17 protein-coding genes are annotated in these 21,973 nt (G+C 69.7%); 11 read left to right on the top strand and 6 right to left on the bottom strand.

Annotated features, from left to right (window positions below):
* Nucleotides 1-42 precede the first annotated feature (42 nt).
* Together KHU32_RS11645 and KHU32_RS11640 are read right to left on the bottom strand one after the other, a co-directional pair.
* Nucleotides 43-2,055: a TRAP transporter permease gene (locus KHU32_RS11645; RefSeq protein WP_213670259.1), complete on the bottom strand. Its 2,013-nt coding sequence runs from the start codon at nucleotides 2,053-2,055 to the stop codon at nucleotides 43-45.
* Between the two features lie 155 nt (nucleotides 2,056-2,210).
* Nucleotides 2,211-3,290, bottom strand: coding sequence for an aminotransferase class V-fold PLP-dependent enzyme (locus KHU32_RS11640; RefSeq protein ID WP_213670258.1), 1,080 nt, complete (start codon nucleotides 3,288-3,290; stop codon nucleotides 2,211-2,213).
* A 107-nt stretch (nucleotides 3,291-3,397) separates the two neighbouring features.
* Between KHU32_RS11640 and KHU32_RS11635 the strand changes: the two genes are divergently transcribed.
* The 11 genes from KHU32_RS11635 to ybaK all read left to right on the top strand — a co-directional run bounded on the left by KHU32_RS11635 (nucleotide 3,398) and on the right by ybaK (nucleotide 18,214).
* The gene (locus KHU32_RS11635; protein ID WP_213670257.1) at nucleotides 3,398-6,739 is read left to right on the top strand and encodes a transglutaminase family protein; all 3,342 of its coding nucleotides are present in this window, start codon (nucleotides 3,398-3,400) and stop codon (nucleotides 6,737-6,739) included.
* Nucleotides 6,729-9,188 (top strand): circularly permuted type 2 ATP-grasp protein, encoded by a 2,460-nt coding sequence (locus tag KHU32_RS11630; protein WP_213670256.1) that lies wholly within the window; start codon nucleotides 6,729-6,731, stop codon nucleotides 9,186-9,188. The genes KHU32_RS11635 and KHU32_RS11630 overlap by 11 nt, the downstream gene beginning before the upstream one ends.
* A gap of 49 nt (nucleotides 9,189-9,237) precedes the next feature.
* Nucleotides 9,238-10,104 (top strand): transglutaminase family protein, encoded by an 867-nt coding sequence (locus KHU32_RS11625; protein ID WP_213670255.1) that lies wholly within the window; start codon nucleotides 9,238-9,240, stop codon nucleotides 10,102-10,104.
* 115 nt (nucleotides 10,105-10,219) lie between these two features.
* Nucleotides 10,220-10,936, top strand: a complete 717-nt coding sequence (locus KHU32_RS11620) for an SDR family NAD(P)-dependent oxidoreductase (protein ID WP_249680969.1) — start codon at nucleotides 10,220-10,222, stop codon at nucleotides 10,934-10,936.
* Complete coding sequence (locus KHU32_RS11615; RefSeq protein WP_213670253.1) at nucleotides 10,936-11,907, top strand: Bug family tripartite tricarboxylate transporter substrate binding protein; 972 nt, start codon at nucleotides 10,936-10,938, stop codon at nucleotides 11,905-11,907. Before KHU32_RS11620 ends, KHU32_RS11615 begins: the two co-directional genes overlap by 1 nt.
* A 160-nt stretch (nucleotides 11,908-12,067) precedes the next feature.
* Nucleotides 12,068-13,096 carry a methionine ABC transporter ATP-binding protein gene (locus KHU32_RS11610; RefSeq protein WP_249680967.1) on the top strand — a complete coding sequence of 343 codons (1,029 nt, stop codon included), beginning with the start codon at nucleotides 12,068-12,070 and terminating at the stop codon, nucleotides 13,094-13,096.
* A gap of 52 nt (nucleotides 13,097-13,148) precedes the next feature.
* Nucleotides 13,149-13,811: a methionine ABC transporter permease gene (locus KHU32_RS11605; protein WP_213670251.1), complete on the top strand. Its 663-nt coding sequence runs from the start codon at nucleotides 13,149-13,151 to the stop codon at nucleotides 13,809-13,811.
* 16 nt (nucleotides 13,812-13,827) lie between these two features.
* Nucleotides 13,828-14,625, top strand: a complete 798-nt coding sequence (locus KHU32_RS11600; protein WP_213670250.1) for a MetQ/NlpA family ABC transporter substrate-binding protein — start codon at nucleotides 13,828-13,830, stop codon at nucleotides 14,623-14,625.
* Nucleotides 14,626-14,695: 70 nt separating this feature from the next.
* Nucleotides 14,696-16,042, top strand: coding sequence for an LLM class flavin-dependent oxidoreductase (locus KHU32_RS11595; protein ID WP_213670249.1), 1,347 nt, complete (start codon nucleotides 14,696-14,698; stop codon nucleotides 16,040-16,042).
* An 80-nt stretch (nucleotides 16,043-16,122) separates the two neighbouring features.
* The gene (locus KHU32_RS11590) at nucleotides 16,123-17,670 is read left to right on the top strand and encodes an ABC transporter substrate-binding protein (protein WP_213670248.1); all 1,548 of its coding nucleotides are present in this window, start codon (nucleotides 16,123-16,125) and stop codon (nucleotides 17,668-17,670) included.
* Between the two features lie 70 nt (nucleotides 17,671-17,740).
* Nucleotides 17,741-18,214, top strand: a complete 474-nt coding sequence (gene ybaK / locus KHU32_RS11585) for a Cys-tRNA(Pro) deacylase (protein WP_213670247.1) — start codon at nucleotides 17,741-17,743, stop codon at nucleotides 18,212-18,214.
* Here the strand turns inward: ybaK and KHU32_RS11580 are convergent.
* Genes KHU32_RS11580 through KHU32_RS11565 form a run of 4 tightly spaced genes read right to left on the bottom strand, consistent with a single transcriptional unit; the run spans nucleotide 18,211 to nucleotide 21,936 of the window.
* A complete protein-coding gene (locus KHU32_RS11580; protein ID WP_213670246.1) occupies nucleotides 18,211-19,182 on the bottom strand; it encodes an ABC transporter ATP-binding protein in 972 nt (323 codons plus the stop codon). The two genes, ybaK and KHU32_RS11580, sit on opposite strands and share 4 nt — an antisense overlap.
* Nucleotides 19,179-20,156: an ABC transporter ATP-binding protein gene (locus KHU32_RS11575; protein WP_213670245.1), complete on the bottom strand. Its 978-nt coding sequence runs from the start codon at nucleotides 20,154-20,156 to the stop codon at nucleotides 19,179-19,181. Before KHU32_RS11575 ends, KHU32_RS11580 begins: the two co-directional genes overlap by 4 nt.
* Complete coding sequence (locus KHU32_RS11570) at nucleotides 20,153-21,022, bottom strand: ABC transporter permease (RefSeq protein WP_213670244.1); 870 nt, start codon at nucleotides 21,020-21,022, stop codon at nucleotides 20,153-20,155. The genes KHU32_RS11575 and KHU32_RS11570 overlap by 4 nt, the downstream gene beginning before the upstream one ends.
* Complete coding sequence (locus KHU32_RS11565; protein ID WP_213670243.1) at nucleotides 21,019-21,936, bottom strand: ABC transporter permease; 918 nt, start codon at nucleotides 21,934-21,936, stop codon at nucleotides 21,019-21,021. The genes KHU32_RS11570 and KHU32_RS11565 overlap by 4 nt, the downstream gene beginning before the upstream one ends.
* Nucleotides 21,937-21,973: the final 37 nt, after the last annotated feature.

Below are 21,973 nucleotides of genomic sequence, written 5' to 3'. Positions count from 1 at the left end.
TCACGCGCCGCCGCGTGACCGGGTTTTTCTCAGCGCGGAGCCTTATCCGCCGGCCGTCACCCCGGCCCCGCGGCCGACAATGTAATCGGTCGGATAGACACGGCGCTGGCGCAGCAGCAGCAGCACCCCGATCGCGAGGCCGATCAGATCCGTGTAGTGCTCCGGAACCATCATCATCAGGCCCGCTCCGGCCGAGAGCAGCCGCAGCGGCAGGGTCAGCGGTCCGGTCTGCATCCAGCCCTCGGTCGCGCAGGCCAGCAGATAGACGCCGCAGGCCGCCGTCACGAAGGCGATCAGGATAGTGCTGAGCTCGCCCTGAGCGAGCAGGGCAGGCGAAAGCCAGAACATGAAGGGCACAATGAAGGTCGCGAGGCCGAGCTTCAGCGCGATCACGCTGGTGCGCCACATATCCGCCCGTGCCATCGAGGCAGCGGCAAAGGAGGCCAATGCCACGGGCGGCGTGATGGCCGAGAGGATGGCGTAGTAGAAGATGAACATATGGGCCACCAGCGGCTCGACACCGATGCGGATCAGGCCCGGCGCCACCACGGCGCCCGCGATGGCATAGGCCGCCGTCGTGGGGACGCCCATGCCCAGGACGATGGCGACGACCATGGCGAAGATCATGGCCAGGAAGGACGAGGTTCCGGCGACCTCGAGCAGCATGTTGGCGAAGCGCCCGCCCACGCCGGTCACGCCGATGACGCCGGCCACCACGCCCGCCGCCGCGCAGACGGCGATGAGCTGCATGACCTCGCGCATGCTGCCGTGCAGCGTCTCGTAGATGGCCTCTGCTGTCTCCTTCACGGAGCCGAGGACGGCCGTGACCAGGCCTTCGCGCTGGATGGTCAGGCGATGGGTGAGCGCGGTGAAGGCCATGATGACCAGCGTCGCGGCGATGCCCCAGGCGGCTGCGCGGAAGGGCGAGAAGCCCTGGACCAGCATATAGATCAGCAGCACCAGGGGCGCGGCCATGTAGACGCGCCGCAGCAGGTTGGTCCAACGCGGCAGCTCGTTGCGCGGCAGGCCGCGGATGCCGAGCTTGCGGGCATTGAGGTCGCAGTGAATGTAGTTCGCGACGTAGAAGAGCAGGGCAGGGATGAGGCCGGCCAGCGCGATGTCCATGTAGGGGATGCCCAGCACCTCCGCCATGATGAAGGCGCCGGCGCCCATGACGGGCGGCGTGATCTGCCCGCCCGTCGAGCTGGTGGCCTCGATCGCGGCTGCTGTGGGGCGGTCGTAGCCCACACGCCGCATCATCGGGATGGTGAAGGCGCCGGAAGCGACCACATTCGCCACGGCCGAGCCCGAGACGGCCCCGAACATGATGCCCGACAGCACCGTCACCTTCGCCGGGCCGCCCCGCAACCGGCCCACGGCCGCCAGCGCGACGTCATTGAAGTAGTCGCCGGCCTTGGAGGTCTGCAGGAAGGTCGCGAAGACCACGAACATGATAATGAAGCTGGCGCTGACCTGCACGATCGTGCCGAGGACGCCGTTATTGCCGAAGAGCTCCACCAGCGCCTGGTCGAAGGAGACGCCGCGGTGGAAGAGGATGCCCGGCAGCCAGGGGCCGACGAAGCAGTAGGTGATGAAGATGATCGCGATCATCGGCATCACGAGGCCCGCGGTGCGGCGCGCGAATTCCAGCACGAGCAGCATGCCGATCCCCGCGACCCAGAGGTCCGTCGAATTCGGGCCCATGAAGCTGCGCATCTCGATGCCGTCGGCATCCAGGATGTAGTGGAAAGGGATGGCGAGGGAGGCGAGGATCAGCACCCAGTCGTAGATCGGGATGCTTCGTTCCGCCGTGGCGCTGGCGCGGGGCGCGAAGAGAGCGAAGCCGAGCGCCGCGCCGAAGAAAACATGAATTGCGCGCGTGATGGTCGGGTCCACCGGCTGGACCAGAAGAAACCACAGATGGAACGCGACGAAGGCGACCGCTGCGGCACGCCAGACGAAGCCGGCAATTCCCGGTAATTCCCGCCGCGCATTGGCGAATTCCATGTCGTCGACTGCGGTATTTACTTCATCCGTCGGGCGCGCCTCCGCCATACGTTTCCCACTCCCCATTTTGATGCTTCGACCAGACCTTGCCGCCGGCCGTTCGTGAACGTGGCGCGGTCATAGCCGGATGAGCGACGCAGGCAAACCGCGAATGCCGAAAGAGGGTTCGGCATTCCGCCAGCGAAATGGAAGGCGGGCAGCGGTCAGAAAACGGCGAGCAGCCCCTCGAAGGCGCGCTCTACGTCGCGCCCGTCATTGTAGCCGTGGAAGCTCACCCGGATGCGGCCTCGGCCGTTCCAGGTCAGGATGCCCTGGCTCTCCAGCGCGCGCACCGCTTCCGCCGCCCTGGGATGCGGCAGGCAGACGCTGGCGCCGTGCCGCTCGGGCGTCATCATCGGCAGCTGCGCCTCCAGGCACCGACGCCGAAGCTCCCGGGCGAGGCCCGTCACATGCGCTTCCACCCCGGGATGCGCCTCCAGGTAGTCGAGCGCGGCGTTCAGCACGTAGACGCCGGCGTGATTGGGATTGCCGCGGCAGAAGCGCATCGCCGAAGGCACGAGACCGATGGGCTCGCGCCAGTCGGGCCGGGCCTGGCTCGCCATGGAGTACCAGCCGGCGCTGCGCGGCGCCCAGCCCGGCTGCCGCGCGCGATTCCAGTAGGCGACGGCGATGCCCGAGATGCCGAGCAGCCACTTGTAGCTCGCGGCGAAGGCGAAGTCGGCGAGGGAGGCCTCGATGGGCATCCAGCCGGCCGACTGCGTGTGGTCCACCACGAGCAGCGCGCCCGTGCGATCGGCCAGGGCGCGCAGGGCCGGCAGGTCCGCGCGCTCGGCATTGAGGAAGCTGGTGCTGCTGACGGCGATGACCCGCGTGCGCGGCGTCACGACAGCGGCGATCCCGCCGGCGCCCTCCGCCACGCGCAGCGTCACGCCCGGTTGCAGGGCGAAGGGGGCGGCCAGGGAGGGGTATTCGATGTCGGGCACCACGACCTCGTCGCCCTCACGCCAGTCGAGGCTTCCGGCGAGCATGGCCACGCCCTCGGCCACCGAGGAGACGAGGCCGATATCCTCCACGCCGCAGCGCCAGGAGGCCGCGAGCCGCCGGCGCAGGCCGAGGATCTCCTCCTCCTGCCGGACGTCGCCGGTCGGCCCCTCCGATTTGTCGGCAAGGTAGCGGACGACGGCATCGGCCGCGCTGCGCAGGGCCGGCGTCTTCCCGCCCGCGCAGAGATGCGCGACGCCGGGGGTGATGTGGAAGTCGTCGAGGGGGAAGAGGGGCTGCATGCCGCCAGCATGGGGGCTGCCGCCGGAATCAGGCAATCCGGTCGGTGCAGTGCAGCAAGAACGTGCCTATAGTCGGCGGAACCTTGCTGCAGGGATATCGGCCGCGCATGTCCATCCACGTCGCCCTCACGCACAAGACCAGCTATTCCTACGACCGCGCCGTAACCCTGGGGCCACAGACCATCCGGCTCCGACCCGCGCCCCATGCGCGCACGCCGGTCCTTGCCTATTCGCTGAAGGTCGAGCCCCGGCCGAACTTCATCAACTGGCAGCAGGACCCGCAGGGCAATTTTCAGGCCCGCGTGGTCTTTCCCGAGCGGGTCACGCGTTTCGAGGTGACGGTTGATCTCGTCGCCGACATGGCGGCCATCAACCCCTTCGACTTCTTCCTGGAGCCCGAGGCCGAGCACTATCCCTTTGCCTACGATCCCGTCCTGGACCAGGAGCTCGCGCCCTTTCGCCGCCTCGAGCCCACGGGGCCGCTGCTCCAGGCGCTGCTCGCGCAGATCCCGCGGCACAGGCAGCGCGTGGTGGACATGCTGGTGGCGGTCAACCAGCTCGTGCAGTCGCGCATCGCCTATATCGTGCGGCTGGAGCCTGGCGTCTGGGAGCCGGAGCACACGCTGAACGAGGGCAGGGGCTCCTGCCGGGATTCCGCCTGGCTGCTGGTCCAGGCGCTGCGCCATCTGGGCCTGGCCGCGCGCTTCTGCTCGGGCTACCTCATCCAGCTGGTGGCCGACCAGAAGCCGGTCGACGGCGGCGCCGAGGGCCCGACGACCGATTTCACCGACCTGCACGCCTGGGCCGAGGTCTATCTGCCCGGCGCCGGCTGGGTCGGGCTCGACGCGACCTCCGGCATGATGGCGGGCGAGGGGCATATCCCGCTCGCCGCGACGCCGGAGCCGCAATCGGCCGCGCCCATCTCGGGTCTCGTCGAGAAGGCGGAGACTGAATTCGGCTTCGAGATGACGGTGACGCGCCTGCGTGAGACGCCGCGTGTCACCAAGCCCTATGCCCCCGCGGTCTGGGAGGCGATCGAGGCCGCCGGTACCCGCGTGGACGAGGCCATCCGCGCGCAGGACATGCGCCTGACCATGGGTGGGGAGCCCACCTTCGTCGCCGCGGCGGATCCGGATGCGGCCGAATGGAACACCGACGCCCTGGGGCCGACCAAGCGCGCCTATGCCGGGCGGTTGCTGCGCCGTCTGCTGCCGCTCTGGGCCAAGGGCGCCGCCCTTCATACCGGCCAGGGCAAGCAATATCCCGGCGAACCGCTGCCCCGCTTCGCGCTATCCGCCCATTGGCGCACGGATGGCGAGGCGGTGTGGCGCAACCCCGCCCTGCTCGCCTCGGACGATGACGAGGGCCGGGCCACCGCGGCGGAAGCCGAGGCCTTCGGCAAAGGCTTGGCCCAGCGCCTCCAGGTGCCGGCGGAGCTGTTGCGGCCCGCCCATGAGGATGTCCATTATTACCTCTGGCGGGAGGGCCGGCTGCCGGCCAATGTCGTCGCCGAGGAGAGCAGGCTGGGCGATCCGTTGGAGCGCGCCCGCTTCGCGCGCCTGTACCGCGAGGGGCTGGCCGGGGCTGTCGGATGGGTGCTGCCGCTCCATCGCGTAGCCCGGGCCGGCGAGCGCCGCTGGCAGTCCGGGCGCTGGTTCCTCCGCGAGGATACGCTGTTCCTGACGCCAGGCGATGCGCCCATGGGCCTGCGCCTGCCGCTCGCTTCGCTGCCCTGGATCGATCCGGCCGAGCGCGCGAAGGAGGCCCAGCCCGAGCCCGACCCCTTTACGAAGGAGACGGAGGGGCCGCTCCCGACAAGGGAGCAGCTTCGCCCGGTCCCGCCGATCGTGAAGGACATCGCGGGCGCGCAGCGGCAGCTGTCTCCCGCCGCCCCGCCAGCCGCCAAGGAAGATCCCGTCTCGCCCCGCACCGCGCTCTGCGTGGAGCCGCGGGGAGGGCATATCCACGTCTTCTTCCCGCCGCTCACCCATCTGGAGGATTGGCTTTCCCTCGTCGCAGCCGTGGAGGACACGGCCGAGGCGACGGGCCAGAAGGTGATCCTGGAAGGCTATCCGCCGCCCGAGGATCCGCGCCTGCCGAGCTTCTCCGTCACGCCCGATCCCGGGGTGATCGAGGTGAACGTCCATCCCGCGCATTCCTGGCCGCAGATGGTGGAGCGCACCGGCCAGCTCTACGAGGAGGCACGGCAGATCGGCCTCGCCACGGAAAAGTTCATGCTCGACGGCCGGCATGTCGGCACGGGCGGGGGCAACCATGTCGTCATGGGCGCCGCCCGCGCGGAGGACAGCCCCTTTCTCCGGCGGCCGGACCTGCTGCGCAGCCTGGTCTCCTTCTGGCACAACCACCCGTCGCTCAGCTTCCTCTTCAGCGGACTCTTCATCGGCCCGACCAGCCAGCATCCGCGCGTGGACGAGGCCCGGATGGACGCGCTGCGTGAATTGGAGATCGCCTTCGGGGAGCTCGATCGGGTGGAGGGCACGCCGCCGCCCTGGATGACCGACCGGCTGTTCCGCAACCTCCTGGCCGACATGACGGGCAATACGCACCGGACGGAATTCTGCATCGACAAGATGTACGATCCCGGCTCGTCCAGCGGCCGCCGCGGCCTGGTCGAGTTCCGGGCCTTCGAGATGCCGCCGCATCCGCAGATGAGCCTTGCGCAGATGCTGCTCATGCGCTCGGCGCTCGCCGCCTTCTGGAAGGCGCCCTATCGCCGGCCGCTGACGCGCTGGGGCACGAGCCTGCATGACCGCTTCATGCTGCCGCACCACGTCGCCGAGGATTTCTTCGGCGCGCTCGAGGAGCTCGGCCAGCTTGGTTTCCCGCTGGAGCGCGAATGGTTCGCGCCGCATCTGGAGTTCCGCTTCCCGCAGATCGGCCAGATCTCCCTGGGCTCCATGGAGGTCGAGCTGCGCGCGGCGCTGGAACCCTGGCACGTTCTCGGCGAGGAGCAGACCTCGGGCGGCACGGTCCGCTATGTCGACAGCAGCATCGAGCGCGTTCAGGCGAAGGTGACCAACTGGGTGCCCGAGCGCTTCCTTCTGGCCGCCAACGGCGTCGCGGTGCCCCTGCAGCCCACCGGCCGCGCCGGAGAGTTCGTGGCCGGCATCCGCTTCAAGGCCTGGGACCCGCCCTCCGCCCTGCATCCGACGATCCGGGCCCAGGGGCCCCTAATTCTCGACGTGCATGACCGATGGTCCGGCCGTTCCCTGGGCGGCCTCACCCATGAGGTCGTGCATCCCGGCGGCATGGCCTATGACAGCTTCCCAGTGAACGCCAATGCGGCCGAGGCGCGCCGTCGCTCACGCTTCATCCCCTTCGGCCACCGGGCCGGGCCGCAGTCCCTGGCAGAGCCGGAGCGCAGTCTCGAACATCCCTGCACGCTCGATCTGCGGGCCTTCGCCGGCCAGGCACGGCATGATGACTGACCTCCTGGTCGGCGGGCCGGACGAGATGGTCTCGGGCGCCGGCCGCATCCGCGGGCACTGGCGCGCGCTCATGGGTATCATCGGCAGCCTGGGGCGGCCGGCGCTGGCCGAGCGCGGCGAGCGGCTCGCGCGGGCGATGGCCGATGACGGCGTGGCCTCGCTGCTGCCCGGCGCCGCGGATGCGACGTGGAAGCTCGACCCAGTCCCCCTGCCGATCATGGCCGAGGAGTTCGACGAGCTGGCCGCCGGCCTGGCCCAGCGCGCGCGGCTGATCGATGCGGTCCTGGCCGATATCTACGGCCCGCAGGAACTGCTCGCCGCGGGCCATATTCCCGCGCCGCTGGTCTTCGGCAGCCCCGCCTTCCTGCGCAGCGCGCGCCGCAGCTCGAGCCCGGCTCGCCGCCCCATGCTGCATCTCTACGCCGCCGACGTGCTGCGCCGGCCCGACGGCAGCTGGGCCGTGCTGCAGGACCGGACGAGCCGCTGCTCAGGCCTCGGGCGCTTGCTGGAGAACCGGCGTCTGCACAGCATGGCCATGGCCGAGGCCTTCGGCGCGGCCCAGCCGCGCGGCCTCTCCCCTTTCTTCGAGCTCTGGCAGGAGGCCCTGATCCGCCTGGCGCCGCAGGAGCGCCGCGACCCCGCCATGGCGCTGCTCTCGCCCGGCACGCGTGATCCGCATTGGTTCGAGCATGTGGTCCTCTCCCGCGAGCTGGGCTGCGCGCTGGTCGAGACCGGCGACCTCACCATGCGTGGGGGCAGGCTCTTCCTGAAGACCCTGGCCGGGCTCCAGCCGGTCGACCTCGTGCTTTCCCGCGTCGATGCCGGGACGCTCGACCCCCTCGACCAGCCGGAAGCCGATGCGGCCGGCGGCATCCCCGGCATTTTGGACGCGGTGCGGCATGGCGCCCTGACGCTGCTGAACGCGCCGGGCAGCGGCTTCGGCGAGGCCCCGGCGCTGGCCGCCTTTCTCGAGCGGCTTTGCCCCCAACTGCTGGGCGAGAACCTGCGGCTTCCCTCCCTGCCAACGCATTGGCTGCCCCAGGGCGCGCCCGTGCCGCCGCTGCCCGAGGGCTACGGCAGTTGGCGCTTTCGGCCGGCGGGGCAGGGAGGTGCGTCAGAGACGGCCTTTCCCCCGTCCGAGAGCCCGCCGGCCGGCCTGGCCGCGATCGCGTTGCCCTTCCTGCCGGTGGCGCCCTCCCTCGTCGGCTCAACCCTGACGCCGACCCCCTTTGTGCTGCGCCTCTTTGCGGTCTCGGACGGGACGCAATGGCAGGTCCTGCCCGGCGGCGTGGCGCGCGTCGCGACAGAGGGGATGGCGCTCACGGGGCGGCTGCCGGCGGCCGGCTGGTGCAAGGACGTCTGGGTGCCGGCGGATCCTTCCGAGGCGATCATCGGTCCCGCGGCGCGGAGCGGCCCGCCGCTGGCCATCCGGCGCACCTCGGGCACCATTCCGTCGCGGGTGGCGGATAACCTCTTCTGGCTCGGCCGCTACGTCGAGCGCCTGGACCGCGCGGCCCGGTTGATGCGCGCCGCGATCCAGCGCCTCCGCCGTGGCTCGCTGCTGGCGCGCGAGCTGGCCGAGCTCTCCACGCTGACGACCTGCCTGCGGGAGGCCTATCTCCTCGACGAGGAGGCGCGCCCCAGCGCGGGAAGCCTGATGCCCTTGGCCAATGGCCTGGAGCGCACCGCGCGACCGGCCGTCCGGCGGCTGCTGGAGCGTATCGGCGGTTTGGTGGAAGCCGTCCGCGACCGACTGACCGCCGATATGCACGCGACCCTCAAGCAGACGCTGCGTGAGGCGCAAGAAGCGCTGCGTGCCCCGGCGGCCGAGCTGCCGGAACTCGCCCGCGCGCTGATCCCCTCGCTGCGTTTCGCCAATGCGGTGGCCGGGATCGCTGCCGAGAACATGGTGCGGGGCGGCGCCCGGCTCTTCCTCGAGCTGGGGCGTCGTGTGGAGCGCGCCCAGGCGGTGGCGGCAGAGGTCGCGGTCGCGCTGGACGGCCCGCCCGCCCGCATCGAGGCCGGATTGCGGCTGGTGCTGGAGCTCTGCGACAGCGTCATCACCTATCGCAGCCGCTACCTCGCCGTCCTGCAGCCGGCGCCGGCGCTGGACCTCGTCTTGGCGGACCCGGCCAATCCGCGCGGGCTGGCCTTCCAGCTCGCCGGCATCCGCGCGGCCCTGGCCGAGGTGTCGGGCTTCGCGGAAGAGGAGGGGCCGGCCCAGGAAGCCGGGCGCCTGCTCGGCCAGGCCGAGGGCATCACGGCCCTGCTCCTGGCCGCGCCGGACCAGGCCGCGGCCGCGGCGCGGGACCTTCCGCCCCTGTTGCGCGAGATGGCGGCCGGCATTGGCGACCTCTCGGACAGTCTGGCCCGCCGCTACTTCGCGCTGCTCTCCGAGACGCATGCGGTGGGCGTGGACACGCGGGAACCGGCCGTCCTGGAGGCATGAACCGGCCGCGCGGCGTGGCGCCACGGCCGTGCATCCGGCATGGTGGGGCATGATCTACCGTCTCCGCCACCGGACGGCCTACGACTACGCCCAGCCGGTGGACCTCGCCTCCCATCTCCTGCACCTCAAGCCGCGCAGCCTTCCCGGGCAGCGGGTGCATTGGGCGCGCCTGGCTTGCCTGCCGGCGCCGGACCACCATACCGAGACGCACGACCATTTCGGCAATGTCGCGGCGCGCCTCTTTCTCGTGGCGCCCCATAACAGCTTCGAGGTGACGGCCGAATCGCTGGTGGAGGTGGATTTCCCCGCGCCGCCGGCTTCGGCGAATACGAGGCCGTGGGAATGGATCGCCACGGCCACGGCCTGCGCGGGCACGGCGGATTTCCTGCTGCCCACGCCTTCCATCCCGCTGATCGCCGAGGCGACGGCCTATGCCGGCGCCAGCTTCCCTCCCGGCCGCCCGGTGCTCGAGGGGCTGCTGGATCTCAATGCGCGCTTCGGGCGCGACTTCGCCTTCCGCTCCGGCGTGACCAGCATCACCACGCCCATCTCCGAGGTGCTGCGGACGCGGCGCGGCGTCTGCCAGGATTTCAGCCAGGTCATGCTGGCAGGGCTGCGGGGGCTCGGCCTGCCGGCACGCTATGTCTCCGGCTACGTCCGGACACGGCCGCCGCCCGGCCAGGCGCGGCGGCGCGGGGCGGACCAGTCCCATGCCTGGGTCTCTGCCTGGATCGGCGATGAATGGGTGCAGCTCGACCCCACCAACGGCATCGTCGTGCGGGACGAGCATGTCGTGTTGGCCTGGGGCCGGGACTTCTCCGACATATCCCCCTTGCGCGGCGTGCTGCTGGGCGGCGGGGAGCATCAGTTGGAGGTCAGCGTCGACCTGGAGCCGGAGGCCGAAGCGGTAGCCTAGAAAGCTGCGCACGCCTGGATTTTGCGCCGGTGAAGGCAATGCCTGGGAAAATCCACGTCATGCCGTCGGGGGTTACTTGAATCAGCTCCCGATGCCGGGCAGGCTGCATTGCAACATGGTTACCGAAGCGATCATCGTCGGCGTCGGCGCCGAACAAGGGCTGGGCGCGGCCGTCGCCCGCCGCTTTGCTCGCGAGGGCCATCGCGTCCTCGTTGCCGGCCGCACGATGGACAAGCTTGCCGCCGTCGTGGAGGGCATCACGGCCGCTGGCGGGACAGCCGAGGCCATCGTCGCCGATGCGACGGATTCCCTCGAGATCGCCAGGCTTTTCGACCGCGCCGCAGACCCAGAGATCGTGGTCTTCAACGCCGGTGTGAACATTCGCACGCCGTTCCGCGACATCTCCGTCGAGACCTTCGAAGAGGCCTGGCGCACAAACACGCTGGGTGGCTTCGTGGTGGGGCGGGAGGCTGCGCGGCGCCTGGTTCCGAAGGGGCGCGGAACACTGATCTTCACCGGCGCGACCGCCAGCCTGCGGGGCGCGGCGAATTTCGCGGCCTTCGCCTCGGCCAAGGCGGGCCTGCGCGCCATCGCCCAATCGGCGGCGCGTGAGCTCGGGCCCCTCGGTCTGCACGTCGCGCATGCGGTCATCGATGGCGGCATCGACGGCGAGCGGCTGCGCCAGCGCCGGCCGGAGCGCGTGGCGGCGGCCGGCGAGGACGGGCTGCTGAACACCGACGCCATCGCAGAGGCCTATTGGCAGCTCCATCGCCAGCACCGCTCGGCCTGGACGTTGGAACTCGACCTGCGCCCCTACAAGGAGACTTTCTGATGACGACGCGCCGAGCTCTCTTCACCGCGGCGGCCGCCGTGCCGCTGGCCGCTCCCCCGGTGCTCGGGCAGTCGGTCTGGCCCCAGCGCCCCGTGCGCATCGTCGTCCCCTTCGCGGCCGGTGGCTCGGTGGACGTCATGGCGCGGGTGGTCGCGATGCGGCTGCAGGAGCGGACAGGCCAGGCCTTCACCGTCGACAACCGCGCGGGCGCGAATGGCACGATCGGCGGCATCGCGGTGTCGACCGCGACGCCGGATGGCTACACGCTGCTGATCTCGGCCAGCGTGCAGACCATCGCTCGGCTGGTGATGCGCAATCCGGGCTATGACCCGCTTACCGACCTGAAGCCCATCGCGCGGACCGGCGAGGGGCCCTGCCTCATCGCCAGCAACCCGAACCGTCCGCAGCGGACCATGGCCGAAGTGAAGGACGCCGCCCGGGCCAATCCGCGCGACTGGTCCTTCGGCGTCTCGGCGCTCGGATCGGCGGGCCATCTTTCCACGATCCAGTTTACCCGGGCCATCGGCGCCGACGTCACGCTTGTGCCCTATCGCGGCACGACGCCCGCGCTGGCCGATCTGATGGGCGGCAGCATCGGCGTGCAGATTGACCCGATGCTGGCGATGCTGCCGCCGGTCCGCGCCGGCAACCTGCGCGGCCTGGCGCTGACGGCGCCCCGGCGCAACGCCGCTGCGCCGGAGCTGGCGACGACGGCCGAATCCGGCTTCCCCGAGGTCGACGCACAGTCCTGGTGGGTGGTCTGGGCGCCGCCGCGCACGCCGGACACCATCACCGCGCGGATCGCCGAAGAAGTCGAGGCGATCATGGCCGAGCCGGCGGTGAAGGCCCGGCTCGAAGGCCTGGCCATCGTGCCGCTCTTCCAGAAGGGCGCCGAGCTGGACGATTACATCCAGCGCGACTTCGACCGTGCCCAGCAGCTGTTGAGGCTCGCCGGGGTGCAGCCGGAATAATCCTATGGAGGATCACCCGACCCGATGGGATCATCTGGCCGGGTGAAGAAGCTCTAGGCTCAGCTTCCGGCATGGCTGTCCCGCTCGCGAAATCACTTCACGCGGGCGGGTTGCATGTCATATTACAATCATCATGCGTGATATCGCCGGAGCCTCGGAATTGACGGCCATCGTCCTGACGGGCCTGCGCAAGCGCTTTGCCGCCGGCGGCACGGTGGCGTTGGACGACGTCTCGCTCGAGGTGCGGGCGGGGGAGATCTTCGGCATCGTCGGGCGTTCCGGCGCCGGCAAGTCGACGCTGATCCGCACCGTGAACCTGCTGGAGCGTCCGGATGCGGGCAGCATCTCGGTGCTGGGGCAGGACATGCTGGCGCTGGACGATGCGGGTCTGCGCGCGGCGCGGCGGGGCATCGGCATGGTCTTCCAGCATTTCAACCTGCACAGCCGGCGGACGGTGGCCCAGAACGTGGCCTTCCCGCTGGAGGTCGCCGGACTTTCCTCCGCCGAGCGACGGGCGCGGGTGGACGAGATCCTTCCGCTGGTGGGCCTCGAGGGCAAGCGCGACGCCTATCCGGCGCAGCTCTCGGGCGGGCAGAAGCAGCGTGTGGGCATTGCCCGCGCCCTGGCGTCCCGGCCCGGCATCCTGCTCTGCGACGAGGCGACCAGCGCGCTCGACCCCGAGACCACGCAGGAGATCCTGGCGCTGATCCGCGGGCTGCGTAGCCGCCTGGACCTGACGGTGTTGCTCATCACCCACGAGATGGGCGTGGTGAAGGCCATCTGCGACCGCGTGGCGGTGATGGAGGCCGGCCGCATCATCGAGCAGGGCCGTGTCTTCGACGTCTTTACGCGCCCGGAGCAGGCCACCACGCGTCACTTCGTCTCGGAGGTCGTGGGCCATTCCGTGCCGGAAGCGACCCTGGCGCGCCTGCCCGAGCCCGGGCCGGGCGAGGTGCGGCAGCTGGCCCAGGTGATCTTCGCCGGGCCGAACAGCACGCGCGCCGTGGTCAGCGAGGCCAGTCGCGACTTTGGCATCGACATCAACATCGTCTCCGGCCGCATCGACGAGATCGCCGGCGAGCCCTTCGGCGTCATGGCGCTGGCCGCCTATGGGCCGGAGGAGAAGGTCCGCGCCTCCCTGGCCTGGATGCGCAGGCTGGGCCTGACGGTTCAGGAGCTGCCGGCATGAGCGCCGCCGATTCAGGCCTTCGGGCCGACGCCCTTCAGCGATCGGAGGCGAGATGAGCTGGCTCACCCCCACGATGCAGGACCTCCTGCTCGAAGCCTTCTGGGAGACGCTGATCATGGTCGGCGCCGCGGCGGCCATTGCGGTCGCGCTCGGCCTGCCGATCGCGCTGCTGCTGCACGTCACCGACCGGGACGGGCTGAGCCCGCGCGCCTGGATCAACAAGCCGATCGGGCTGACCGTGAACGCCGCGCGCTCGACGCCCTTCATCATCCTGATGGTGGCGATCATCCCCTTCACGCGCCTGGTGGCCGGCACCTCCATCGGCACGGGCGCGGCCGTCGTGCCGCTGGCGCTGGCCGCCACGGCCTTCCTCGCCCGCCTCTTCGAGAATGCGCTGCGCGAGGTCGACAAGGGCGTCATCGAGGCGGCGCGCGCCATGGGCGCCACACGCCTGCAGATCGTGCTCAAGGTGCTGGTGCCCGAGGCGCTGCCCGGCATCATCGCGGCCACGACCGTGGCGCTCGTCTCGCTGGTCGGCTTCTCGGCCATGGCCGGGGCGATCGGCGGCGGCGGCCTCGGCGATCTGGGCATCCGCTTCGGCTACCAGCGCTTCATGCCAGAGGTCATGGCGACGGTCGTGATCCTCCTCATCGTCTTCGTGCAGGGGCTGCAGTCGCTGGGCGACTGGCTGGTCCGGCGCGTGTCCCACCGTTGATCCCGGAGCTTTCGCCATGATCTCTCGTCGTCCCCTGCTTCTCGCCGGCCTTGCCCTGCCCACCGCGGCCCTGGCCCAGGAGATCGGTTCCGCCCAGCGGCCGCTGCGCATCGGCGTCACCGCCGGCCCGCATGCCCAGGTGATGGAGAAGGTGCGCGAGATCGCCGCCCGCAGCGGCCTCACCCTCCGCATCGTCGAGTTCCAGGACTACATCCAGCCCAATGCCGCGCTGGCTGCCGGCGACCTCGACGCCAACAGCTACCAGCACCAGCCCTTCCTGGATCAGCAGGTGCGCGACCGCCGCCTGCCGCTCGTGGCGGTGGGCAAGACGCTCATCTTCCCGATGGGCATCTATTCGCGGAAGCACCGCAGCCTCGCCGATGTGCCGCAGGGCGGCCGCGTCGCGATTCCGAACGACCCGACCAATGGCGGCCGCGCGCTGGTGCTGCTGGCGGCAAACGGGGCCTTCACCCTGCGCGAGGGCGCCGACTTCCGCGCCACCGTGGCCGATATCGCCGCCAATCCGCGCCGCCTGCGCATCGTGGAGCTTGAGGCGGCGCAGCTGCCGCGCGCGCTGGACGAGGTGGAGGCGGCGGCCATCAACTCCAACTTCGCCATCCCCGCGGCGCTCAACCCTGTCCGCGATGCCATCGCGCTCGAGAGCCCGGACAGCCCCTACGCCAATCTGATCGTGGTGCGGCAGCAGGACCGCGAGGCCGCCTGGGCCAAGCGGCTCGTCGAGATCTACCAGTCCCAGGAGGTGAAGGACTTCGTGAGTTCCACCTTCCAGGGGGCCGTCGTGCCTGCCTTCTAGCTTCCGGGACGGCTGATTCGCCGGCGTCGGCCGGCGAATTCCGATCCAAGCACGCGCCAAGGAGGCGCCCATGGCCGAACGCAGACAGCTTCACCTCGGCGCCTTCATGCGCCCCGTCTCCATCCACACCGGCGCCTGGCGATATCCCGGCGCCTGGCCCGACGCGAACTTCAACTTCCCGCGCCTCGTACGGCTCGTGCAGACGCTGGAGCGCGGCAAGTTCGACGCCTTCTTCATGGCCGACCACCTGGCCCTGCTGAACATGCCGATCGAATCCCTGCGGCGCAGCCACACGGTGACGAGCTTCGATCCGCTGACCCTGCTGCCTGCGCTGGCGGCCGTGACCGAGCGCATCGGCCTGATCGCCACGGCCTCGACGACCTATAATGACCCCTACCATGTCGCCCGGAAATTCGCGTCGCTCGACCATATCTCGAACGGGCGAGCGGGCTGGAACCTCGTCACCACCGCCAATCCCGATGCCGCGCTCAACTTCGGCCATGACGAGCACATGGCCCATGGCGAGCGCTACAAGCGCGCCCGGGAGTTCTACGACGTCGTCACCGGCCTGTGGGACAGCTTCGCGGACGATGCCTTCATCCGCGACGTCGAGAGTGGGATCTTCTGGGATCCGGCGCGCATGCATGTGCTGAACCACAAGGGGCCGGAGCTTTCGGTGCGCGGGCCGCTCAATGTCGCGCGTCCGGTCCAGGGCTGGCCCGTGATCGTGCAGGCGGGCGCCTCGGAGGCCGGCCGGCAGATCGGCGCGGAGACCGCCGAGATGATCTTCGCGGCCGGTGGCCCCATCGCCGATGCGCAGGCCTTCTACGCCGACGTGAAGGGCAGGGCCGCGAAGGCCGGCCGCAACCCCGATCATCTGAAGATCCTGCCCGGCGCGCTCGTCGTCGTCGGCGACACGGATGAGGAGGCGCGGGCCAAGCGCGCCCATCTCGACAGTCTGGTGCATTATGAGAGCGCGATCGGCTCGCTCTCCAGCATCCTCGGCGTGGATGCGCGCGCCTTCGACCCCGACGCGCCGTTGCCCGAGATCCCGGAGACGGAGGCCAGCAAGTCCGGCCGCGAGCGTGCCATCAACCTCGGCCGACGCGAGAACCTGACGGTGCGCGAACTGGCGCAGCGGATCGGCGGCTATGCCGGCGCGGCCATCGTCGGCACGCCGGCCACCATCGCCGATACGATGGAGGAATGGCTGGAGGGCCGCGCCTGCGACGGCTTCAACGTGATGTTCCCCTACGTGCCCGGCGGTCTCGACGAGTTCGTCGACCGGGTCGTACCGGAGCTGCAGCGCCGCGGTCTCTTCCGCCGCGAATATGAGGGTACGACCCTGCGCGAGCATCTCGGCCTGCCGCGGCCGGAGAACCGCTTCTTCCCGAGGCAGGCGCGCGCGGCGGAATAGAAGGGCGATCGCGCTTCGAAGGTTCAATACCGCGAAAACCTGTTCTAGGCTCCCGTCACAAGAAATCGGGAGCCTCGGACATGAATATCGGTCGTCGCCATTTCGGGAAGGGGATCGCCGCGGTCGGCGGCTTCGGCCTTCCCGCCCTCGTCTCCGGCGCCGCGGAAGCTCAGCGCAATGCCGATACGCTGCGCGTCGTCTTCCGCGATTCCGTGCCCAACATCGATGCCTACTACAACAACCAGCGCACCGGCCTGATCCTTGCGCACCAGGCCTGGGACGGCCTCGTGCATCGCGATCCCGAGACCTTCAACATCGTACCGGCGCTGGCCACCGAATGGACGCAGGTCGACAGCACGACGATCGACTTCACCCTGCGACGCGGCGTGAAGTTCCATGACGGCAGCGATTTCTCGGCCGACGACGTGGTCTACACGCTCAATACGGTGAGCAAGCCCGAAGCACGCGTCGCGACGCCCAGCAACTATTCCTGGATCGACAACGTCGAGAAGACCGGCGACTTCGGCGTGCGCCTGCGCATGAAGCGCCCGACGCCGGCGGCGCTGGAGTACCTGGCCCTGGTCGGCCCGATCTGGCCGAAGGCGTATCGCGAGCGCGTGGGCCTGGAAGGCTATGCGCGCGCGCCGATCGGCACTGGGCCCTATCGCATCACCCGCGTGGATTCCGCCTCCATCGTCGAATACGAGCGCTTCGACGGATATTACGAGGGCGGCCCGAAGGGGCGCCCGGCCATCCGCAAGATCACGGCGCGCTTCGTCACCGATGCGGCGACCGAGCTGACGGAGCTGCTGGCCCAGCGCGTGGACTGGATCTGGAACATGAATCCGGACCAGATCCCCAACGTCAGCCGCCTGCCCACGCTGCAGACGCTGCGGCAGGAATCCATGCGCGTCGGCTACCTCATGCTCGACGCCGTGGGGCGCAGCGGCGCCGACAACCCGATGACCAAGCTCAAGGTCCGGCAGGCCGTCAGCCACGCCATCAACCGGGAGAGCATGGCCGAGCGCCTGGTGGGCGGCGGCTCGCGCGTGCCGCCCGCGCCCTGCTTCCCCTCGCAGTTCGGCTGCGATGGCGATGCGGCGGTCCGCTACGACTACAACCCGGCCCGGGCGCGGGAGCTGCTGGCGGAAGCCGGCTATCCCAACGGCTTCGATATCGAGCTGACGAGCTACGTGCAGCCGCGCCAGTGGTCCGAGGCGGTGCAGAGCTACCTCCAGGCCGTCGGCATCCGGGCGCGCCTCAACATGCTGCAGGTCTCGGCCCTCATCCAGCGGGCCTGGCGAGGCGAGCTTGCCATGTCGATGGGAAGCTGGGGCAGCTACTCGATCAACGACGTCTCCGCATTCCTGCCCAACTGGTTCGGGGAGGGCAGCCTCGACGACTATTCGCGCGACCCCGAGGTGCATCGCCTCCTCGCCGAGGGCGGCGCGAGCTCGGATGCGGATACGCGCAAGCGTGCCTATTCGGCCGCCATCCGGCGCATCACGGAGCAGGCCTATTTCCTGCCCCTCCATACCTATGTGAACACCTACGCCTTCTCGCGCCAGCTCGAGTTCAAGGCCTTCCCGGACGAGCTGCCGAGGTTCTATCTGGCCAAGTGGAAATAGCGGCGGCCTGGGCGGCGAGGCGGGATCACCCCGCCTCGCCATATCTCCCGCCGCCGATGGAGGGAGACCCATGTCGAAGCAGACGCGCGCCACGCAAATGCTGGAGAAGCGGGGCGTCGCCTTCACCGTGCATCGCTACGACTACGATCCCGGCGCCGACCGGGTGGGGCTGCAGGCTGCCGAGGCGCTGGGCGAGCCGGCGAGCCGCGTGCTCAAGACCCTGATGGCCCTGGTGGACGGCAAGCCGGTCTGCATCATCCTGCCCTCGGACCGCGAAGCCTCCATGAAGAAGGTCGCGGCGGCCTTCGGCGGGAAGTCGGCGCAGATGATGAAGCCCCCGGATGCCGAGCGTGTGACCGGCTACATGGTCGGCGGGATAAGTCCCTTCGGTCAGCGACGGGAGGTGCCGACGCTGATGGAGGAAACGGCGCTGGCCGAGGAATTCGTCTTCCTCAACGGGGGGCAGCGCGGCCTGCAGGTCCGCCTGGATCCGAAGGTGGCGCTCGAAGCGACGGGCGGAAAAGCCGCCGCCCTGATCGCCTAATTCGCGGCGGCCGTCTCCGCCAAGTGGCATTCCACGAAGCCGGCTCCATAGGGTGTGCGCTTCGGCGCCTCGATGGGGCAGCGTTCGAAGGCCAGCGGGCAGCGCGGATGGAAGCGGCAACCCGAGGGGACGTTGGCGGGGTCCGGCATCGTGTCGCCCAGGCCGACATCGGGCACGCCGAGGCCGGGCTCGGGCGTCAGCACGCTGGCGAGCAGCGCGCGCGTATAGGGATGGCGCGGATCGGCGAAGAGGGCCTCGCTCTCATTCGTCTCCACGATGCGGCCGAGATACATGACGGCCACCTCGCTCGCGACGTGCTCCACCACGGCGAGGTTATGGCTGATGAAGAGGTAGGTGAGGCCGAGCTCCCGCCGCAGCTCAGCGAGCAGGTTCAGGATCTGCGCCTGCACCGAGACGTCGAGCGCGCTGGTCGGCTCGTCACAGACGACGATGCGCGGGCGCAGCACCAGGGCGCGCGCGATGGCCACCCGCTGGCGCTGGCCGCCCGAGAGCTGCGAGGGGAAGCGGCTTCCCTGCTCGACGGAAAGGCCGACCCTGCTCAGCGCCTCTTCCACCCGGCGGTCCATCTCAGTGCGCGAGATATTGCCCTGGGCCATGAGCGGCATGGCGACGATGTCGCGCACGCGTCGCCGCGGATTGAGCGACGAAAAGGGGTCCTGGAAGACGGGCTGGATCAGCCGCGCGCGGGCGCGGCGGTCCATGTCGGAGAGCCGTTGGCCATCCACCAGCACGTCGCCGGCGCTGGGCGGCAGCAGCCCCAGGATCATGCGGGCGAGGGTGGACTTGCCGCAGCCGCTCTCGCCCACGACGCCGAGCACGCTGCCGGCGGGGACGGCGAAGGACACGTCATCCACCGCGACGACCTGGCGCGGCGGCGCGAAAAGGCCCTGGCGCACGTTGAAGATGCGGCGCAGGCCGCGAACCTCGATGGCGGGAACGGCGCTCATGCGGCCTGCCGCGCGAACCAGCCGGCGGGCAGGGTGCAGAGGACCTCATGGCCGGGTCCCGCGGCGCGGCGCGGAATGTCCCCCTGGCATTCGGCATGGGTATGCGGACATCGGTCGCGGAAGGCACAGCCGGAATAGCCGGGTGGAATGCGCGGCACCATGCCCGGGATGCTGCCCAGCGGCTCGTCGCGCCGCACCTTGCCGGGGACGGGCACGCAGGTCAGCAGGCCGCGCGTATAGGGATGCTGCGGATCGGCGAAGAGCTGCGCGGTCGGCGCGCTTTCCACCACCTCGCCGGCATACATGACGGACACGCGGTCGGCGATCCGCGCCACCACGCCCAGATCATGCGTGATGAGCAGGATGCCGAGCCCGAGCTCCTTCTGGATTCCGGCGAGGAGGCGCAGGATCTGCGCCTGGACGGTGACGTCGAGCGCCGTGGTGGGCTCGTCGGCGATGAGGAGTTCTGGGTCGCACATCAGTGCCATCGCGATCATCACGCGCTGGCGCAGGCCGCCGGAAAGCTGATGCGGATACTGGCCGAGGCGGAGCCCCGGGGCGGTGATGCCGACGCGGCCCAGCAACTCGGCGGCCCGGTCCACGGCCTGGGCGCGCGGCGTGCCGCGATGCCGGCGCAGCACCTCGGTCATCTGCGAGCCGACGGTGTAGGCCGGGTTGAGGCTCGTCATCGGTTCCTGGAAGATCATGGCCATGCGGTCGCCGCGCAGCCGCGACATCTCGCGCTCGCCGTAGTTCCGGATATCCGTGCCGGCGAAGGAAAGAAGCCCAGCTTCGCGCCGGCCGCCACGCGCCAGCAGCCCCATGACCGCGAGCGAGGTCACCGACTTGCCGCAGCCGCTCTCGCCGACGAGGCAATGCGTCTCGCCTTTCTCGACCGTCAGCGAAATGCCGCGAACCGCTGCGGTTCCGCCGAAGGTGACGCGCAGGTCCCGGACGTCCAGCAGTGCGCTCATCGGCTGAGATCCGTGCCCAGCATGTCGCGCAGCGCGTCGCCCAGCAGGTTCACGCCCAGCACCAGGACGAAGAGCGCGATGCCGGGGACGAGGATCACCCAGGGCGTGAAGAACATGTATTCCTTGGCCTCCGCGATCATCAGGCCCCAGGAGGGCAGGGGCGCCGGCACGCCGAGGCCGAGGAAGGAGAGTGCGGCCTCCAGCAGGATGGCCAGCGCCATCTCCAGCGTCGCGACCACGGCGAGGTGCGTCGCGATATTGGGCAGGATCTCGCGCAGCAGCACGCTCATCTGCGAGGAGCCTGCGCACCAGGCCGCGCTGACATAGTCCAGTGTGCGCAGCTGCATCGTCGTCGAGCGCGCGACCACGGCGAAGCGATCCCAGAGCAGCAGGCCTAGGACAAGGATCACAAGGATGAAGCTGCTGCCGAGCAGCCCGGCCACCGCCAGTGCCACCAGCACCACGGGAATGGAGAGGCGCGCGGTGATGAGGAACATCACCACATCATCCACGCGCCCGCCGTAGAAGCCGCCGAGGATGCCGATCGTCGTGCCGATCAGGCCGGAGGTGATGACGGTCGCGATGCCGATGATCATCGAGATCCGCGCGCCGTAGATCAGCCTCGAGAAGTAGTCGCGCCCGAGTTGGTCGGTACCAAGGAAATGCGCGGCCGAACCCCCTTCCATGAAGGAGGGCGGGATCAGCCGGTTGTCGAGATTCACCGCGAAGGGATCGTAGGGCGTGATCCAGGGCGCCAGGATGGCGACGATGAAGACCGTGCCAACGATGAGCGCGCCGATGGCGAAGCCGGCGTTGCGCATCAGCCGGCGCGTAGCGCCCTGGCCAGGGAGAATGGCCGTGCTCATGCCGTGCGCAGCCGCGGGTCGAGCACGGCGTTCAGCAGGTCTGACAGCAGGGTCAGCGCGATGTAGATCAGCGCCAGCACCAGCACGACCGCCTGGACGACGGGATAGTCATTCTTGCTGATGCTTTCCCAGGCCAGGTAGCCCACGCCATGCATCGCGAAGACGGTCTCGATCACGATCGAGCCTCCCAGCATGAAGCCGAGTTGGACGGCGGCGATGGAGACCACCGGGATCGCCGCGTTGCGGAAGCCGTGCTTCACGAGGATGGAGAGGCGGCTCAGCCCCTTCGCGCGCGCGGTGCGGATATAGTCGGAGGACAGGGCCTCGATCATGCCGCTGCGCGTGAGCCGCATGAGCGAGGGAATGGCCGAGAAGGCCAGGACGATGCCCGGCATCACATAGTATTCCGGCCCGCCCGTGCCCGAGATGGGCAGCAGTCCGAGGTTCAGCCCGAGCCACACCATCAGCAGCAGGCCGAGCCAGAAGGAAGGCATGGCCTGGCCGATCAGCGCCACCATCATCACGCTGCGATCGATCCAGGTATTCTCCCGCACGGCGGCGATGATGCCGAGCGGAAGCGCCACGATCAGCGCGAGGCCAAGCCCGATGAGCCCGAGCGTCAGGGTGATCGGAAGCCGGGAGCCGATGAGGTTCGAGACGCGGTCGCGGAAGAAGTAGCTGTCGCCGAAATCGCCCTGCACCGCGCGGAACAGCCAGTCGAGGTACTGCACGTAGACGGGGCGGTTCAGCCCATAGGCCTGGCGGATGATCTCCACGTCCTGGGCCGTGGCGCTCGGGCCCGCAATGGAGATCGCGAGGTCGCCCGAAAGCCGCGTGAGAAGGAAGCTCAACGTCAGCACCGTGAGGGCGACGAGGATCGCAACGGTCAGGCGGCGTAGGAGGAACTTCACCATCGATGTGCAGCCTAGGCGGGCGTTGCGCGGCGTTGCA

The organism is Roseococcus pinisoli (assembly GCF_018413645.1).
GTDB lineage: Bacteria > Pseudomonadota > Alphaproteobacteria > Acetobacterales > Acetobacteraceae > Roseococcus > Roseococcus pinisoli.
Note: the sequence above shows the minus strand (reverse complement) of the source record. Positions and strands in the feature narration are given on the sequence as shown.